The sequence below is a fragment of the Polaromonas sp. P4_F9 genome, assembly GCF_056401235.1.
Genome location: NZ_JBFUJT010000022.1, coordinates 23,423 through 40,741, shown reverse-complemented (window position 1 = coordinate 40,741; position 17,319 = coordinate 23,423). Strand labels below are relative to the sequence as shown.

Here is a 17,319-nt window from a genome sequence, read left to right as displayed (position 1 = left end):
CTCATGCACCATGATGTTGCGCGCACCTTCCACTATGTCCCTGGTATGCCTTGAGGCTAGCGCACGGTTGCGGTCCTTCACTGCAGCCGCGCAAGAGCTGCACTTGACGCAGGGCGCAGTCAGCCGTCAGATCATGGCGCTTGAAAGCCGCCTTGACGTAAAGCTGTTTGTGCGGCGCCGGGATGCGGTCATCCTCACCGAAGCCGGCCGTTATTACCTGGACGAAGTGAGCACCATTCTCCAGCGCCTCGAACGCGCGACGGCCAATGTTATGGCCCTTAAGGGACGCGGGGGTTCGCTCACGCTGTCGGTCGGCGCGTCGCTGGGCAGCTATTGGTTAATTCCGCGCCTGCCAGACTTCACGCGCGCGTACAGCGAGATCACCCTGAATTTCGCCACCCGAGTAGGGTCGGTTGATTTCAAGAGCACGCCGGTGGACGCTTCACTCGAATTTGGCGACGGGAAGCGTGCCGGGCTGCACAACGATTTTGTTTTGCCGCTGGCGATGTCACCGTATGCCTCACCGGCATGGATCGCCAAAAACGGAAAATCGCTAACGTCCCGGACACCGTTGTCCGCATTGGTGCACCACACGACGGTATTGGACGCGTGGCAAAAATGGTTCGACCACTCCGGCATCGAAATCGGTACCGGGCAAGAGGGGCCACGCTACGAGTTGATGTCGATGGCCCTGAATGCTGCGGTGGTAGGTTTGGGCGCAGTGCTGCTGCCTGACTTCATGGCCAACGATGCGGTAGCGACCGGCCGGTTGCGCCGGCTTTCAAGGAAGCAATGGGTGTCTACACGCGGTTACTACCTGGTCTATCCGGAAGAATCGTCCGGGCTCGAAGCGCTCAAGGTATTTCGCACCTGGCTGCTTGCGCAGGCGGCGGCAGAGCAGGTCTGAATTGGCAGCCGGGAAGCGCGGCACTGGCGGGTGATCTCCACACTGCTCGGCAACCCGGAGCGCTGAAGCGAAGAGATTGCCCCCTCCCTTCGAAGGCGCGCGAGAACGCGGGCCCTAAGGGTCCTAAGGTCTCTTCGACTCCATCAACTTCACCAACGCCCACAACACCCGATTCGCCGGCGTGTTGATCCCCAGCGCCTCGCCGCGCTTCACGATCAGGCCATTGAGGTAGTCGATCTCGCTGCGCTTGCCGCGCGCCAGGTCTTGCGCGGTCGATGAAAATTGGCTGGGCATGGTTTCGGCGATCTTGCGGATGGCGGCGTCTACGTCGCCGGGCACCTGCACGCCCTCGGCCTTGGCCACGGCCAGGCATTCGGCCACTACGTCGCTCATCACGTCTTTCACGCCCTCGCCCTGCACCGTTTTGCCATACGGCAGCTGGGCGATGGCCGAGACGGCGTTGTAGGCGCAGTTGAGGATCAGCTTGGCCCACAGCGCGCCGCGCACGTTGTCAGAAATCTCGGTCGGCACACCGGCGGCAATGAGGGCCTGGGCCACACCTTCGCTGGAAAAGGACCTGGAAACAGCCGGCTCGATCACCAGCTCGCCGCGGCCGTGGTGCTTGACGTGGCCGGGGCCGGCCATTTCGGTGGCGACGTACACCACCGCGGCGGCCACGGCGTGCTGCGGCAGCACGGTACGCAGGCGGTCGGCGTTGTCCACACCGTTTTGCAGGCACAGCACCAGGGCATCGGCCGGCAGGTGCGGCCGAATCAGCGCGCCGGCCGATTCGGTGTCGGTGGACTTGACGCTGAACAGCACCAGGTTGGCGCCCTGCACCGCGCCCGGGTCTGCGCTGGCGGCCAGGCGCACATGCTCGTCGAAGGTTTTGGTTTCCATGCGCAGGCCGTCGCGGGCGATGGCTTCGACATGCTGGGGCCGGGCGATCAGCACCACCTCGTGCCCGGCGCGAGCGAGCATGCCGCCGAAGTAGCAACCGACGGCGCCGGCGCCCATCACGGCGACTTTGAGGGATTGGGTCATGAGATGGCTTTCAGAGAGATGCGAAGACAAGGATTGTGGGTCAAGTCCGCCGTGTTTGCAGGCCGTCAGGCCGCTTAGCCGAGGCTTCCGGCAAAACGCCGGCCCAGGTGATCGCGCTCGAAAGCCGCGACCACAAAATCGATGAACACGCGGGTTTTGGCAGGCATCAGGCTGCGCGTGGCGTAATAGATCGAGATCGCGCCGGCATCCACATACCAGCGCGGCAGCAGCCTGACGAGTTCGCCGCGTTCAAGCCACGGCAGCACGTCAGGCACGGCAAGCAGCGTCACGCCCAGGCCCAGCAGCGCTGCGGCGCGCATGGCGGTCGGGTCGTTCATGACCATTGACTCCATAAAAATTGCTGGAACCTCAGCACCGGCCGCATCGCGCATGACCCACTGGCGAACCCGGCTCGTTCCGCTGGAACGCAGAGCGATACCTTTGAACCCGGCCAGGCCCGCAGGGTCGGCTGGGGCCTGCTGGCCTGCCATATAGGCGGGCGACGCCACGGCGACCAGGTGGATCGGGGCCAGGGCGCGCGACACCACGCCTGGCGACAGCTCGAAGCCGCCGCCAATAGCTGCGTCATACCCCTCGGCGATCAGGTCGACCGGGCGATTTTCAAAGTACCAGTCAGGGCGAATCAGCGGATAACGGTCCAGAAAAGCCGGCAGCAAGGGCACGATGTAGTCGATGCCAAAGGTAGGCGACATGCTGACCTTGAGCGAGCCGACGGGGTCGCCGCTGTCGCTGGAGACGGCCGCGATGGCGGACTGCAGTGCGATGAGGTTGCCGCCAATCGAAGCCAGGAAGCGTTCACCGGCTTCGGTCAGCGTGAGTTTGCGGGTTGAGCGCTGAAACAGCCGCACGCCCAGGTTTCGCTCCAGCATGGCCACATTGCGGCTCACGGCGGCAGGCGTCAGCTCCAGGCGCCGCGCCGCCACGGAAAAGCTGCGGCCTTCGGCGCTGCGAACAAACGATTCGAGGTTGGCCAAGGTTTCCATTTCACCATCTTAAAGCAATGCTTGAAAATAATTCAATCAATTACTGGCTTATCAAAAGGCAATCAAAAACCCATCATTCACCCATCAACAACCAAGGAGTGAATTTATGTCTACCCCCTCAACCACAAGCAACACCCCCACCATCGGGATCATCGGCGCCGGAGCCATCGGCTCGGCATTTGCCAAAGCCCTGGCCCGCCAGGGCATCCATGCCACGCTGTCCAACAGCCGCGGCCCGGACTCGCTCAAGGACATCGTGCGCGAACTTGGCTCCACCATCCACGCCGGCACCGTCAAGGAGGCTGCCTCAAAAGACATCGTGCTGGTAGCCGTCAACTGGGGCCGCCTGCCTGCCGCGCTGGCCGGTTTGCCCAACTTTGGCGGCCGTGTCGTCATTGATGCCAACAACGCGGTCGAAATACCTTCGCTCACGCCCGTAGACCTGAACGGCCGCGTTTCCAGCGAAGTGTTTGCCGAGCTGGTGCCCGGCGCGCGCGTGGTGAAGGCCTTTAACCACCTTGTCGCGCAACTGCTGGCCACAGACCCCGCCGACCAGGGCGGTAAACGCGTGCTGTTTTTCTCGGGCGACGACGCCAAGGCAAAGGCGACCGTGGCTGCACTGATCAGCCAGCTCGGATTCTCGGGAATCGACCTCGGCTCTTTGGCTGTGGGTGGGCGCCTGGCGCAGTTTCCCGGCGGCCCGCTGCCAATTCTCAACCTTGTGCATTTCATCTGAAGTCAATGCGCTGGCGCCCGGCACAAGATACACGGCCGGGCCCGCAGCTTCTTTTGCTCACAATCCCGGCCGGCCGGCGGCTGACTGGAGGCCGTGCCTCGTTTACCATGAAGAAATACTGAACAAACTTGCCAGGGGCTTGCTGTGGACCGCATCAAGGGCTGCCAACCTACAATGAATGAATGAATGTGCGCATCGGCCACTGGCCTTCCATCCCTTGCGGACTGACCATTCAATGACAGCAAGGTACCGGCGATGAACCCAATCCACAAGGCAAGCCCACAGGGCATGCAACGCAGACAAGTGCTGGCCGGGGCCATGGCGGCAGCGCTCCCCTGCCTGCCTGCCGTTTCCTCGGCTGCAGCGGCAAAGTCGATTCTGGTCGGCGGCCTGCCTGTTACCTGCAACCTCACCCTGCCCGTCGCCTGCGTGGCCAAGGCCGCCAGCAATGCCAAGGGCGGCGGCCCGGCGTTTGAGTTTGAATACAGCAAGTACAGCGGCTGGCCGGAGATCAAGGAGTCCTTGATGACGGGCCGCATCCAGGCGGCCTACATGCTGGCGCCGCTGGTGATGGACCTGACCGACAAGAAAATTCCCCTCAAGATCGTCTCGCTGGGGCACCGCTCGGGCGCGGTCATCATGGTGCGCACCGATTCCGCGCACAAGCGATTTACCGACCTGAAAGGCAAAAGAATTGCCATCCCGAGCCGTTTTGCCGTCGATTTTTTGTTCCTGCGCAAGATGCTGGCCAAAGAGGGCATGACGCCCAAGGACATCGAGATCATCGAGATGGCCCCGCCCGACATGCCTGCCGCCCTGTACGCCAAAGCGGTGGATGCCTATTGCACCGGCGAGCCCTTCGGGGCGGCGGCGCAGCGCGCGGGCTACGCCCGCCCGCTGTCCATGACACGCGACGAATGGCGCAACTACATCTGCTGCGTGCTCACGGTGCGCGAAGAACTGATCAAGGACAACCGCCCGCTGGTCCAGGAGCTGGTGAACTACGTGCAGGCGGCCGGCACCTGGCTTGACCTGGGGCCGGCCAGCCGCAACAAGGCCGTGGATATTGCTGCGGGCCGAAAATTTTTCAACCAGGACCCGAACATCATCCGCTTTGTCATGGAAAACCCGGCGGACCGGGTGACCTATGGCGACCTGCGCATGATCAAGGCGGAGTTTGACGATTTGATGAAGCTGTCGCTCGAAGCCGGCACCATCAAGCGCCCGGTCGCTTACGAATCCTATGTGGACGAGAGTTTTGTCAAAAACATCAAGCCCGTCACCATCACACTCTGACTTCAGGACACCCCCTTGAATCGCGCACTACCCGTCTTTTTTTCGTTGCTTCTTTTCGCCGCCACAGCTGGCGCGGCTGCCAGTTCGGGCCTGAAGTCCGGCGTGTTCGAGCCGCCGCGCATGGCGCCGGACTTCAGCTTGCGCAGCACAGCCGGCACCGACCTGCAACTGAGCCGCTACCGCGGCAAGCTGGTCATTCTTGAATTCGGCTACACCTCCTGCCCCAACGTTTGCCCGGAGTCGCTGGCGATGCTGGCGCAGGCACGCCAGAAACTGGGCGCGCTTGCCGATCAAGTGCAGGTGGTTTTTGTCACCGTCGATCCCGAGCGGGACACGGCGGACCTCCTGCGCAAGTACCTGGCGGCTTTTGACCCCAGTTTTGTCGGCGTCACCGGCACGCCGGCCCAGATGGAGAAGGTGCGCCAGGACTACGGCATCACCGCCAAAAAAGAAATGATCGGGGGCAGCAAGACCAACTACGCGGTGCACCACTCGTCTTACCTCTATTTTGTGGACCGCCAGGGCAGCCTGCGCGGGTTGATGCCTTTCGGGCGCAGTGCCGACGACATCGTGCATGACGCCAGAATTTTGCTCAAGAAATAAGCGGGCCGAGACAGGTGAAGTCCTTGCGCCACGTCTGGCTCCTGCTGCTGTTGATGTTTGCTGCCTGCACGCTGGGCGCATTCGGATGGGCCGCGCTCGCCCCCGTCTCTGCCCTGTCCAGGGACGAACTGTTCGAAATCCCCAAAGGCACCTGGGCGCGCCGGATAGCCGGCGACAAGCTCCAGATTCTTCCTTCGGAAGTCCGCCTCACGCTGGGCCTGAACGACGTGCTGCTCTTGAAAAACCTGGACGATGTACCGCAGGTATTCGGGCCGGTGCTGATCATGCCCGGCCAGAGTTTTCGCCTGCCGTTTGAGGTGGCGTCAGACTATCAGTTTGCCTGCACCGCGCATGCCAGCGGGCAGATGAGCGTGGTGGTTGTGCCCAAGCCGGAAACCGCCTGGGAGCGCCTGCAGTGGCGCGCGGCTGCAGCGTATGCGGCGTTAAGAAACCAATTGTTGTAAGCGAAGGGTTTGGGTGGAAAAACTAAAAAATATCCTCGCGCCGCTGGCCGTGCTGGTGGCGTTGATCGCCTGCTGGTGGGTGATCGTGCTGCAGACCGAGAGCGTGATTTTCCCCACGCCGCTACAGGTGGTGACCGGCACCATGGAGCTGGTCGCAGACGGCACGCTATGGGAGCACATAAGCGCGTCGCTGTTTCGGGTGGGCACCGGCTTTTTGAGCGCCACCCTGGTCGCCTTGCCCATGGGGCTGTGGATGGGCCGTGTAGAGGGCGCCTACCGTACGCTCAACCCGATCTTCCAGATCCTGCGGCCCATATCACCCATCGCCTGGATTCCGCTGGCCATCCTGTGGTTTGGCGTGGGTAATGTCTCGCCGATTTTCCTGATTTTTATCGCGTCGGTCTTCCCGATGATCGTGCAAACCGCTGCCGGCGTGCACACCATCGAAAAGCGCTATCTCCGGGCGGCCGACAATTTTGGCGTGTCGCGTTACACCCTGTTCCGCCAGGTCATCATTCCCGCCGTGCTGCCCGAAATCATCGTTGGCATGCGCATTGGCCTGGGCGTGGCGTGGCTGGTCGTGGTGGCGGCAGAAATGATCGCCCTGCGCTCCGGCCTGGGCTACCTCATCATGGACTCACGCAACGCGGGCAACCGCTACGACCTGGTGATCGCCAGCATGGTCATCATTGGCGTCATCGGACTTTTGCTGGACGGCACGATGCGCCGCCTGGAAGGCCTCAAATCGATCAGGTGGCGCTATGGACGTTAAAGACGCCAAGATTTCAGTCAGGGACATCCGCAAGAGCTTTGCCCCGGGCAAGGCGTCGCTGCCGGTCGTCGATGGCGTCAGCCTGTCGGTTGCCGACGGTGAGTTTGTGGCCATCGTCGGGCCGTCGGGCTGCGGCAAATCAACCCTGATAAAAATCATCGCGGGCTTTGAGCACGCGGATTCGGGCAGCATCAGCATCGACGGCGCGCAGCGCAACGGGCCCAGCCCCAAGGGCATCGTGATCTCGCAGCACGGCTCGGTGTTTCCGTGGCTGACGGTGCAGCAAAACCTGATGTTCGGGCTCAACGGCAACGGCCATGGCGACAAGGCCGCGCTGGCCGACCACTACACCGACATGGTGGGCCTCAAGGGCTTTGAAAAGAGCTACCCGCACGAACTTTCGGGCGGCATGCTCAAGCGGGTGGAGCTGGCGCGTGCGCTGGTGGTCAAGCCCGAGATTTTGTACATGGACGAGCCTTTCTCTGCGCTGGATGCGCTGATGAACCTGCGCATGCGCACCGAGCTGATGCGAATCCTGTCGGAAGAGCGCCATACCGTGCTGCTCATCACGCACGACGTGGAAGAGGCCTTGTTCATGGCCGACCGCATCCTGGTGCTGTCGCCGCGCCCGGCGACCATCCAGGCGACTTTCGAGGTGCCGTTTGCGCACCCGCGCAAACTGTCCAGTCCGGCAATGCAGCAGATGAAAGAGCAGATTTTGGGTGAACTTGGGGTGAGCTGACCGGTCAAGCTCTCGCAGTCACTTCGCCAACAACACCACCGCCCCAATGGAGGGCACGAACCCGTTACGATTGAAGCTGCAGCGCTGTGAGGCGCAGCTTTATTTCATTTCCCATGCCTGAATTCCTGACTGCCGCCCTCTACAAATTCGTCGAGCTCCCCGACTTTGCCGAGCTCCAGGCGCCCCTGCTCGCCTGCTGCGAGTCCCATGGTGTCAAAGGCACTCTGCTGCTGGCCGCAGAAGGCATCAACGGCACGATTGCCGGCCCGGCCAAGGGGGTACATGCCGTGCTGGCTTTTTTGCGGCAGGATGCGCGCCTGGCCACGCTGGAGCACAAGGAAGCCTGGGCAGCCCACATGCCGTTTTACCGGATGAAGGTGCGGCTCAAGCGGGAGATCGTCACACTGGGCGTGCCGGAGGTGCACCCCGCCCTGATGGCCGGCCAGTATGTCAAGCCCGAGGACTGGAACCACCTGCTCGACGACCCCGAGGTGGTGCTGGTTGACACGCGCAACGACTACGAGGTGTCCATTGGCACCTTCCAGGGCGCCATCAACCCGGCCACCCGCAGCTTTTCGGAACTGCCGGGCTGGGTGGAGCGGGAGATGGCCGAAGGCGGCCGCCTGGCCCCGGTGGATGGCAAAAAGCCCAAGGTGGCCATGTTCTGCACGGGCGGCATCCGCTGCGAGAAATCCACGGCCTTCCTGCGCTCCAGGGGATTTGACGAGGTCTACCACCTGGAAGGCGGCATCCTCAAATACCTGGAAACCGTGCCTGAAGCCAAAAGCTACTGGCAGGGCGAGTGTTTTGTATTCGATGAACGCGTCTCGGTAGGCCACGGCCTGCGCGCGGGCCACTACACGCTGTGCCGCTCCTGCCGCGATCCGCTGAGCGAGGAAGACCGAAAATCGCCGCTCTATGAACTGGGTGTGAGCTGCGCGCACTGCCATGCCACAACGACCGAAGAGCAGAAAGCCGGCTACCGCGAGCGCCAGCGCCAGGTCGAGCTGGCCGAGGCGCGCCAGCAGCCGCATATTGGCGTGCGGCAGCAAGACAAGTCCTGAACCTGGTCGTGACGCCCGCCTCAACCGCCCCGGCAGACCGTCCCCTGCCGGTTTTGTATTCCTTTCGCCGCTGCCCCTACGCCATGCGCGCACGGCTGGCGCTGGCCGTAAGTGGCCAGCGCTGCGAGTTGCGCGAAGTGGTACTGCGCAGCAAGCCGCCCGAAATGCTGGCCGCATCGCCCAAAGGCACCGTGCCGGTGCTGGTTCTGCCGGATGGCAAGGTGGTTGAGCAAAGCCTGGACATCATGCTGTGGGCGCTGGGGCAAAACGACCCGGAGGGTTGGCTCGCACCGCAACGCGGTTCGATGGCGGACATGCAGGCGCTGATCAGCCAGAACGATGATGAATTCAAGCAGCACCTGGACCGCTACAAATACCCCAACCGGTACCCGCAGGAGTCAGCCAGTGACGCCCAAGGGTTTGCACAGGCTCACCGTGCCGAAGCTGGGCGCTGGCTGGGTGAGCTGGAAACAATGCTGAACGATGTGCCCGGATTACCCGGAGTGCCCGGCAAAGGCTGGTTGTTTGGCCCCACCGCCAGCCTGGCGGACATGGCCCTGCTGCCCTTTGTACGGCAGTTTGCCCACACTGATGCGGCGTGGTTTGCAGCGCAACCCTGGCCGCGGTTGCAGGTCTGGCTGGCGGGGTTTGAGGCGAGTGCGCTTTATCAAAGCGTGATGGAGAAGCATGCGCCCTGGCGGGCTGCGACCGAGTGATGCTATTAATTTAATAGCCTCATTCCCTGGTATTCATTGCTATATGTCTATTTGACTCCAGAGAAACAAGGCACCGGTTGGGGAAAAAGACAAATACCAAATACCGAAGCGGGAACGGCCCTCATCCCAACCTTCTCCCAGAGGGAGAAGGAGCAAGAAGGGTCACTCTTGCCACTCTTGCAGCCTTGCAGCTCTTGCAAAAAGTTGGTTATAGGGCTTGGTTGTATGGTGTTGTGCGAATTACTCCCTCTCCCCTTGGGAGAGGGCTGGGGTGAGGGCTGAACCCGAATCCAGCCATCGATTGCGACAAACGAACCTGGGCTACAACTCCGGCGCAATAGCCTCGGCGTAGTCATACAGCGCACCCAGAATCGCCTGGCCGCGCTCGTCGGCCGTTTCTGATAGCGTATCGATCTCGGCAAACAGCGCATCGACGTTGCGGGCGCTCCCCTCGCCTTCCAGCAGGCGCGCCGCCCGGTGCGCTTCCCAGCGTTCGGCTTCTTCCGGCGTCAGGGTTTCAGCAAAATTGCGGGCCCGGTAGCGAAACAGCAGCTCTTGCAGGCGATCGTCGTCAAAGCCGGTGCGGCTGTGGGCGAGCTCGGCGGGAGACAGCGCGCGCAGCTGGTTCAGCCGCCGCCGGTCGGCATTGCCGACAAAACCGCCATAGAGGTCTTCGTCCACGTCAGGTGCGGCCTCTTTCGGGCGCTGAAACACCTCGGGCCAGATGGCGCTCATGTCGGGCAGGCCGGCCGCTTTTTCGGCATTGCGCAGTGCCGCGTCCATGTCCACACCCCACTTCACCGCCATCTCGGGTGTCAGGGTTTGCAGCTTGCGCACCACCATGGGTGACTTGTTGAGGTGCACCGACTTCAGCGGCAGGCGCAGCACACCTTCTGGCAAGTCAGCGGCCCGGGTAAACAGGCGCTGGCGCAGCGTGGCCACGTCGAGCATCGGCAGCTCGCTCGGGTCATGCGCGAGGTCCCAGGCGAGCAACTCGTTTTTATTGGTTGGGTGCGTCGCCAGCGGCCACATCACGGCCAGGCAGCCGCGCTCCGGGGGGAACATGCCCGACACATGCAGAAACGGCATGGCGCTTTGCCGGCTGACGGGCAGGCCCAGTTCAGCGGCCACCCGGTCCTTTTTGTGCAGACCCAGGCAAAAATCAAACAGCTTGGGCTGAGCTGTGCGAATCAGCCGGGCCAGGGCAATGGTGGCGCGCACGTCCGACAGCGCGTCGTGCGCTGCTTCGTGCAGCAGGCCGTTGGCGCGCGCCAGGTCTTCCAGCTTGAAGCTGGGTTTGCCGTCTTCCTTGGTCGGCCAGACAATGCCCTCGGGGCGAAGCGCATAGGCCATGCGCACCACGTCCAGCAAATCCCAGCGGCCGCAGTCGTTTTGCCACTCGCGCGCGTAGGGGTCGATCAGATTGCGCCAGAACAGGTAGCGCGTCACCTCGTCGTCAAAGCGGATGGTGTTGTAACCGACGCCGATGGTGCCAGGCTCGGCCAGCATCTGTTCGATCTGCGCGGCAAACGCGTGCTCGGGGATCCCGCGCTCCAGGCACAGCTGAGGCGTGATCCCGGTGATCAGGCAGGAGGCCGGGTCGGGCAGGTAGTCGTTGGCGGGCTGGCAATAGAGCATGAGCGGCTCGCCCACCTCGTTCAGTTCGGCGTCCGTCCGGATGCCGGCAAATTGCGAAGGCCGGTCGCGCCGGGTATTGAGGCCAAAGGTTTCGTAGTCGTGCCAGAGGAAGGTGTGCGGCGCCATGGATTGATGGTTGGAATATTTATAGGAGAAATTGAGCCCTGCCCCAGGTAGTCCGGCCGCAGGATGCTATTATTTTGATAGCGCCATGAAAAGGCCCATGAAAAAGGCCGATAGCGTGATGCTACCGGCCTTTTGGGGGTACGCTGAAAATCCGCGTCGTCAGTTGGTCTCTGCGGCCTCCGCCTCGGGCCTGGCTTTGCCCTCTTTCTTCGGCAGCGGCTGGATGTCGAGCTGGACCTCGCCGGTCTCGACGCCCTTCTCGTCCGTGGTGACCTTCATGTCGACCGTGAGGCGGCCGCCGTCAATCAGGCGCCCGAACAGCAGCTCGTCGGCCAGCGCACGACGAATCGTGTCCTGAATCAGGCGCTGCATCGGGCGAGCGCCCATGAGCGGATCAAAGCCCTTCTTGGCCAGGTACTTGCGCAGCCCGTCGGTGAAGGTGACTTCGACTTTCTTCTCGGCCAGCTGCGTCTCCAGCTGCAGCAGGAACTTGTCGACCACGCGCAGAATGACGACTTCGTCCAGCGCCTTGAAGCTCACCACCGCATCGAGGCGGTTGCGGAACTCGGGCGTGAACAGACGTTTGATGTCCGCCATCTCGTCACCCGCCTCACGCGGGTTGGTGAAGCCGATGGTCGCCTTGTTCATCGTCTCGGCACCGGCGTTGGTGGTCATGACAATGATCACGTTACGGAAATCGGCCTTGCGTCCGTTGTTGTCCGTCAGCGTGCCGTGGTCCATCACCTGCAACAGCACATTGAAGATGTCGGGGTGCGCCTTCTCGATTTCGTCGAGCAGCAGCACAGCATGCGGCTTCTTGGTAATGGCCTCGGTCAGCAAACCACCCTGGTCAAAACCGACATAGCCCGGAGGCGCGCCGATCAGGCGGCTCACGGCATGGCGCTCCATGTACTCCGACATGTCGAAGCGGATCAGCTCGATGCCCATGATGTAGGCCAGCTGCTTGGCGGCCTCCGTCTTGCCGACACCCGTGGGGCCGGAGAACAGGAAGCAGCCAATCGGCTTGTCGTCCTTGCCCAGGCCGGAACGCGCCATCTTGACAGACGACGCGAGCACGTCCAGCGCCTTGTCCTGGCCGAACACCACGCTTTTGAGGTCGCGTTCCAGGGTCTTGAGCTTGCCGCGGTCATCATTGGAGACGTTGGCGGGCGGAATGCGGGCAATCTTCGCCACGATTTCCTCGACCTCGGTCTTGGTGATGGTTTTCTTGCGCTTGTTGGCCGGCAGGATGCGCTGGGCGGCGCCCGCCTCGTCAATGACGTCGATCGCCTTGTCGGGCAGATGGCGGTCATTGATGTACTTGGCGCTCAGCTCGGCCGCGGCCTGCAGTGCGGCCACGGCGTATTTGACGCTGTGGTGCTCTTCAAAGCGCGATTTGAGACCCTTGAGAATCTCGACCGTTTCCTGCACCGTGGGCTCGACGATATCCACCTTCTGGAAGCGCCGTGACAGGGCCGCATCCTTCTCGAAAATACCGCGGTATTCCGTGAAGGTGGTCGCGCCAATGCACTTGAGCTGGCCGGAACTCAGCGCAGGCTTGAGCAGGTTGGACGCGTCCAGCGTACCGCCCGAAGCCGCACCGGCACCGATCAGGGTGTGGATTTCGTCAATGAACAAGATGCCGTTGGGCTTGTCCTTCAGCGCTTTCAGCACGCCTTTGAGGCGCTGTTCAAAGTCACCGCGGTATTTGGTGCCGGCCAGCAAGGCCCCCATATCGAGCGAGTACACGTTCGCCTCGGCCAGGATTTCCGGCACGTCTTTTTGCGTGATGCGCCAGGCGAGACCCTCGGCAATGGCAGTCTTGCCGACGCCGGCCTCACCGACCAGCAGCGGGTTGTTTTTGCGGCGGCGGCAGAGAATCTGGATCACCCGCTCGACCTCGTACTGGCGACCGATCAGGGGATCGATCTTGCCATCCTTGGCGAGCTGGTTCAGGTTCTGCGTGAACTGCTCCAGCGGAGAAGCCTTCTCGTTCTTTTCGCTGCCTTCCTCATTCTCGGCAGCGCTTTCGCCGCTCTTGGCGGGTTCGGGCGGATCGCTCTTCTTGATGCCATGGGCGATGAAATTCACCACGTCCAGGCGCGTCACGCCCTGCTGGTGCAGGTAGTACACCGCGTGGGAATCCTTCTCGCCAAAAATGGCGACCAGCACATTGGCACCGGTGACTTCCTTTTTACCGTTGCCGGTGGACTGCACATGCATGATGGCGCGCTGGATCACACGCTGGAAACCCAGCGTGGGTTGCGTGTCCACGTCGTCGGTGCCTGCCACCTGCGGCGTGTTGTCCTTGATGAAATTGGCAAGAGACTTGCGCAGATCATCCACATTGGCTGAACAGGCGCGCAGCACTTCAGCGGCACTGGGGTTGTCCAGCAAGGCAAGCAGCAGGTGTTCAACCGTGATGAACTCGTGACGTTGCTGCCGCGCTTCGACAAAGGCCATGTGCAAGCTGACTTCTAGTTCCTGGGCAATCATTGATTTTCCTTTCGGCTTGCTGACGTTTTACTTCACTGACTTCTGAATGGAATATTGGCCGGATTTGTCATTATTCAATGGGCTCGCTAATACATTGCAGCGGGTGCCCGTTTTTTCGGGCTGCTTCGGTCACCTGGTCGACTTTGGTGGCGGCCACGTCTTTGGAAAACACGCCGCACACGCCTTTGCCGTCCAGATGGATCTTCAACATGATCTGCGTGGCAGTTTCACGGTCCTTGTTGAAAAACTCCTGGATGATCACCACGACAAACTCCATCGGGGTGTAATCGTCATTGAGAAGAACCACCTGGTACATCTGGGGCGGTTTGGTCTTTTGGGGACGGCGCTCCAGAACGACCGAATCCCCGCCATTGACATCATCGGGTCTGACGACAGGTGCCGGCGGCTGCGCCGGGGATTTGGGAGATTTGCTGGCCATGGAATTCATTCTAGCGACCGATATAGTCCAGTGCGCCCAATGGGGAAATTGGTGGCGGGAACGCGACATTCAAGCGTGACATATTGACTATTCTGCGCCCATGAAAAAACCGCCTCGGAATCGCTCCCGGGCGGTTTGCAGGGACAAGCCTGGCTGGCTTTACATGTGGTCGATCATCACCTGGCCGAAACCGGAGCAACTGACCTGGGTCGCGCCCTCCATCAGACGGGCAAAGTCGTAGGTGACTTTCTTGGATTCAATCGACTTTTCCATCGAGCTGATGATCAGGTCAGCGGCCTCGGTCCAACCCATGTGGCGCAGCATCATTTCTGCGGACAGGATCTCGGAGCCGGGGTTCACATAGTCCTTGCCGGCATATTTCGGCGCGGTACCGTGGGTGGCTTCGAACATGGCGACGGTGTCGCTCAGGTTGGCGCCCGGGGCAATGCCGATGCCGCCGACCTGGGCGGCCAGTGCGTCGGACACATAGTCGCCGTTCAGGTTCAGCGTGGCAATCACGCTGTACTCGGCCGGACGCAACAGGATCTGCTGCAGGAAGGCGTCGGCAATGCTGTCCTTGACGACGATGTCCTTGCCCGTTTTCGGGTTCTTGAACTTGCACCATGGGCCGCCGTCGATCAGTTCGGCACCGAATTCCTTTTGCGCCAGGGCGTAAGCCCAGTCGCGGAAACCGCCTTCGGTGAATTTCATGATGTTGCCCTTGTGAACGATGGTCACGCTGGGTTTGTCATTGTCAATCGCGTACTGAATGGCCTTGCGCACCAGGCGCTCGGTACCTTCGCTGGAGACCGGCTTGATGCCGATGCCGGACGTATTGGGGAAGCGGATCTTCTTGACGCCCAGTTCATCCTGCAGGAATTTGATGAGTTTTTTGGCCTTGTCGCTGCCCGATTCGAATTCGATACCGGCGTAGATGTCTTCCGAGTTTTCACGGAAGATGACCATGTTGGTCTTTTGCGGCTCTTTCACGGGGGAAGGCACACCGGCAAAATACTGGATGGGGCGCAGGCAGACGTACAGATCCAGTTCCTGGCGCAACGCCACGTTCAGGCTGCGGATACCGCCACCCACGGGGGTCGTCAGCGGGCCCTTGATGGACACCACATAGTCGCGCACGGCGTGCAGCGTTTCTTCGGGCAGCCAGACGTCGGGGCCATACACCTTGGTGGATTTTTCACCCGCAAACACTTCCATCCAGTGGATCTTCTTCTTGCCGCCGTAGGCTTTGGCCACGGCTGCGTCGACCACTTTCAGCATGACCGGCGTAATGTCTGCGCCGGTGCCGTCGCCCTCGATGAACGGAATGACCGGTTCGTCAGGCACATTCAGTGAATTGTCGGCATTGACGGTGATTTTCTGGCCTTGGGCGGGCACCTTGATGTGCTGGTACATGTTTAAGAAGTCTCCGGTGAGCGCTGATGGCGTCAACAAGAAACGCCGCTTTCAGCAGTTAGGTAAAAACCCCTAAATTCTAGCCGCAAAACAATATTCCGAAATTTATGCGGGCTGCGTGTCAACCGGCGGGAAAGCGTTTTCGTTACGGTACAGTCCACGAGTTTTTTCGGGGGCATTCTTCCAATAACGTTATTTCAGGAAACTCCAAATGAACAAACTCCTCGCTGTACTGATTTCCGCCCTGTTCGCAACTGGCGCTTTCGCCGCCAGCCACGCCGGCGCTCCTATGGCTGCCGCTTCCAAGCCAGCTACCGCCGCATCGCCAGCTACGCCTGCAACTGCAGCCACCCCAGCAACCCCAGCTGCCAAGGAAGACAAAGCCGCTGCCGCTAAAGCCGCAAAAGCCGAAAAAGCCGCTGCCGCTAAAGCTGCCAAAGCCGAAAAAGCTGCTGCTGCCAAGAAAGCTAAAGAAGAAAAAGCTGCAGCCGCTGCCRCCAAGAAAGCAGAAAAGCCTGCTGCCAAAGCTTCTGAAGCCAAGAAGTAATTCCTGGAACTTCGGTCAAAATGCCCGCCCTGTGCGGGCATTTTTCATGGGCGTCGTTTATGCTGCCAGCCAACTCAATCTATCATGAACCCATGTTTATAAAACTTGCCGCGCGCAGGGTCGCCCAAAGCGTGACCCAGGCACTGATAAGCTGTGCCCTCGTGACCTCAGGCGGCGTGTTCGCCCAGGACGCCCCCCAAACCGATCTTCCGCGGGTAACGCTGGGGGCCGGCATGCACCAGATAGACGCCCAGGTTGCGTCGACTCCCCAACAACGACAGATCGGACTCATGTTCCGTACGGCGATGCCCCAGCACGAAGGCATGCTCTTTGTCTTTGAGCAGCCCTCCCAGCAGTGTTTCTGGATGAAAAACACACTGCTGCCACTGACCGCCGCGTTTGTGGCCGACGATGGCACCATCGTGAACCTTGCAGACATGAAGCCCCAGACGACTGAATCGCATTGCTCGGTACAGCCGGTGCGCTATGTGCTTGAGATGAACAAGGGTTGGTTCGCCAAAAAGGGCATCAAGGCCGGCGCCCGCCTGAATGGCACACTTTTTGAGGCCAGGCGCTGAACAACCGCAGGCTGAGAACAGCAGGCTGAGGCCGCCCCATTTAAAAAAACAAAAAAGCCGACGCGAGGTCGGCTTTTTTCATGCAAGGACCGAAGTCCTTTTCCTCCTTCTCCGCGTCAGGCGAAGTTGGCTTCAGCAAAGCCCCAGTTCACCATGTTGGACAGGAAGGTTTCCACGAACTTGGGACGCAGGTTACGGTAGTCGATGTAATAGGCATGCTCCCAGACGTCCACCGTCAGCAGCGCCTTGTCAGCGGTTGTCAGCGGCGTGCCTGCCGGGCCGGTATTGACGATGTCTACCGAGCCATCGGCTTTCTTCACCAGCCAGGTCCAGCCGGAACCAAAATTGCCAACGGCCGATTTGACGAATGCTTCCTTGAACGCAGCATAAGAGCCGAACTTGGCATTGATGGCTGCAGCCAATGCGCCACTGGGCTCGCCGCCGCCCGCGGGCTTCATGCAGTTCCAGAAAAAGGTGTGGTTCCAGATTTGAGCCGCGTTGTTGTACACGCCGCCGCTGGATTTTTTGATGATCTCTTCCAGCGTCATCGATTCAAACTCAGTGCCTTTTTGCAGGTTGTTGAGGTTCACCACATAAGCGTTGTGGTGCTTGCCGTGGTGATACTCAAAAGCCTCCTGGCTGTAATACGGGGCAAGTGCGTCAAGCGCGTAGGGGAGCGGGGGGAGCTTATGTTCCATGATTTTCCTCGTGGTGGTTAAAAACTTGTCCGGGTC

18 protein-coding genes are annotated in these 17,319 nt (G+C 61.0%); 11 read left to right on the top strand and 7 right to left on the bottom strand.

Annotation, left to right across the window (positions count from 1 at the left end):
* Window positions 1-10 precede the first annotated feature (10 nt).
* The gene (locus tag AC1DUB_RS18775; protein WP_477730826.1) at window positions 11-907 is read left to right on the top strand and encodes a LysR substrate-binding domain-containing protein; all 897 of its coding nucleotides are present in this window, start codon (window positions 11-13) and stop codon (window positions 905-907) included.
* A gap of 123 nt (window positions 908-1,030) precedes the next feature.
* On the opposite strand, the gene AC1DUB_RS18770 is transcribed toward AC1DUB_RS18775, so the two are convergent.
* Window positions 1,031-1,951 carry a ketopantoate reductase family protein gene (locus AC1DUB_RS18770; RefSeq protein WP_477730795.1) on the bottom strand — a complete coding sequence of 307 codons (921 nt, stop codon included), beginning with the start codon at window positions 1,949-1,951 and terminating at the stop codon, window positions 1,031-1,033.
* Between the two features lie 74 nt (window positions 1,952-2,025).
* Window positions 2,026-2,955 (bottom strand): LysR substrate-binding domain-containing protein, encoded by a 930-nt coding sequence (locus AC1DUB_RS18765; protein ID WP_477730794.1) that lies wholly within the window; start codon window positions 2,953-2,955, stop codon window positions 2,026-2,028.
* A gap of 106 nt (window positions 2,956-3,061) precedes the next feature.
* Between AC1DUB_RS18765 and AC1DUB_RS18760 the strand changes: the two genes are divergently transcribed.
* The 8 genes from AC1DUB_RS18760 to AC1DUB_RS18725 all read left to right on the top strand — a co-directional run bounded on the left by AC1DUB_RS18760 (window position 3,062) and on the right by AC1DUB_RS18725 (window position 9,348).
* Window positions 3,062-3,691: an NADPH-dependent F420 reductase gene (locus AC1DUB_RS18760; protein ID WP_477730793.1), complete on the top strand. Its 630-nt coding sequence runs from the start codon at window positions 3,062-3,064 to the stop codon at window positions 3,689-3,691.
* Between the two features lie 288 nt (window positions 3,692-3,979).
* Window positions 3,980-4,987 carry an ABC transporter substrate-binding protein gene (locus tag AC1DUB_RS18755; protein WP_232291412.1) on the top strand — a complete coding sequence of 336 codons (1,008 nt, stop codon included), beginning with the start codon at window positions 3,980-3,982 and terminating at the stop codon, window positions 4,985-4,987.
* 15 nt (window positions 4,988-5,002) lie between these two features.
* On the top strand, window positions 5,003-5,590 hold the full coding sequence (locus AC1DUB_RS18750) for an SCO family protein (RefSeq protein WP_477730792.1): 588 nt from the start codon (window positions 5,003-5,005) through the stop codon (window positions 5,588-5,590).
* A gap of 14 nt (window positions 5,591-5,604) precedes the next feature.
* On the top strand, window positions 5,605-6,054 hold the full coding sequence (locus tag AC1DUB_RS18745) for a cupredoxin domain-containing protein (protein WP_477730791.1): 450 nt from the start codon (window positions 5,605-5,607) through the stop codon (window positions 6,052-6,054).
* A 13-nt stretch (window positions 6,055-6,067) separates the two neighbouring features.
* Window positions 6,068-6,826, top strand: coding sequence for an ABC transporter permease (locus AC1DUB_RS18740; RefSeq protein ID WP_477730790.1), 759 nt, complete (start codon window positions 6,068-6,070; stop codon window positions 6,824-6,826).
* On the top strand, window positions 6,816-7,568 hold the full coding sequence (locus tag AC1DUB_RS18735; protein ID WP_477730789.1) for an ABC transporter ATP-binding protein: 753 nt from the start codon (window positions 6,816-6,818) through the stop codon (window positions 7,566-7,568). The genes AC1DUB_RS18740 and AC1DUB_RS18735 overlap by 11 nt, the downstream gene beginning before the upstream one ends.
* Before the next feature lie 113 nt (window positions 7,569-7,681).
* Complete coding sequence (trhO, locus tag AC1DUB_RS18730) at window positions 7,682-8,632, top strand: oxygen-dependent tRNA uridine(34) hydroxylase TrhO (RefSeq protein WP_477730788.1); 951 nt, start codon at window positions 7,682-7,684, stop codon at window positions 8,630-8,632.
* An 83-nt stretch (window positions 8,633-8,715) separates the two neighbouring features.
* Entirely contained in the window at window positions 8,716-9,348 is a 633-nt protein-coding gene (locus AC1DUB_RS18725) for a glutathione S-transferase (RefSeq protein ID WP_477730825.1), read from the top strand.
* 321 nt (window positions 9,349-9,669) lie between these two features.
* On the opposite strand, the gene sbcB is transcribed toward AC1DUB_RS18725, so the two are convergent.
* From sbcB to icd, 4 genes are all read right to left on the bottom strand, one after another.
* A complete protein-coding gene (sbcB, locus tag AC1DUB_RS18720; RefSeq protein ID WP_477730787.1) occupies window positions 9,670-11,112 on the bottom strand; it encodes an exodeoxyribonuclease I in 1,443 nt (480 codons plus the stop codon).
* Between the two features lie 159 nt (window positions 11,113-11,271).
* On the bottom strand, window positions 11,272-13,608 hold the full coding sequence (gene clpA / locus AC1DUB_RS18715) for an ATP-dependent Clp protease ATP-binding subunit ClpA (protein ID WP_477730786.1): 2,337 nt from the start codon (window positions 13,606-13,608) through the stop codon (window positions 11,272-11,274).
* 70 nt (window positions 13,609-13,678) lie between these two features.
* On the bottom strand, window positions 13,679-14,047 hold the full coding sequence (clpS, locus tag AC1DUB_RS18710; RefSeq protein ID WP_477717326.1) for an ATP-dependent Clp protease adapter ClpS: 369 nt from the start codon (window positions 14,045-14,047) through the stop codon (window positions 13,679-13,681).
* A gap of 159 nt (window positions 14,048-14,206) precedes the next feature.
* Window positions 14,207-15,460 (bottom strand): NADP-dependent isocitrate dehydrogenase, encoded by a 1,254-nt coding sequence (gene icd, locus AC1DUB_RS18705; RefSeq protein ID WP_477717327.1) that lies wholly within the window; start codon window positions 15,458-15,460, stop codon window positions 14,207-14,209.
* Window positions 15,461-15,671: 211 nt separating this feature from the next.
* Here icd and AC1DUB_RS18700 point away from each other — a divergent pair, with 211 nt between their 5' ends.
* Window positions 15,672-16,007 (top strand): cell envelope biogenesis protein TolA, encoded by a 336-nt coding sequence (locus tag AC1DUB_RS18700; RefSeq protein WP_477730785.1) that lies wholly within the window; start codon window positions 15,672-15,674, stop codon window positions 16,005-16,007.
* A 92-nt stretch (window positions 16,008-16,099) separates the two neighbouring features.
* A complete protein-coding gene (locus AC1DUB_RS18695) occupies window positions 16,100-16,585 on the top strand; it encodes a DUF192 domain-containing protein (RefSeq protein WP_477730784.1) in 486 nt (161 codons plus the stop codon).
* Window positions 16,586-16,701: 116 nt separating this feature from the next.
* Here the strand turns inward: AC1DUB_RS18695 and AC1DUB_RS18690 are convergent, their stop codons facing one another.
* Entirely contained in the window at window positions 16,702-17,283 is a 582-nt protein-coding gene (locus AC1DUB_RS18690) for a superoxide dismutase (RefSeq protein WP_477717330.1), read from the bottom strand.
* Between the last annotated feature and the right edge of the window lie 36 nt (window positions 17,284-17,319).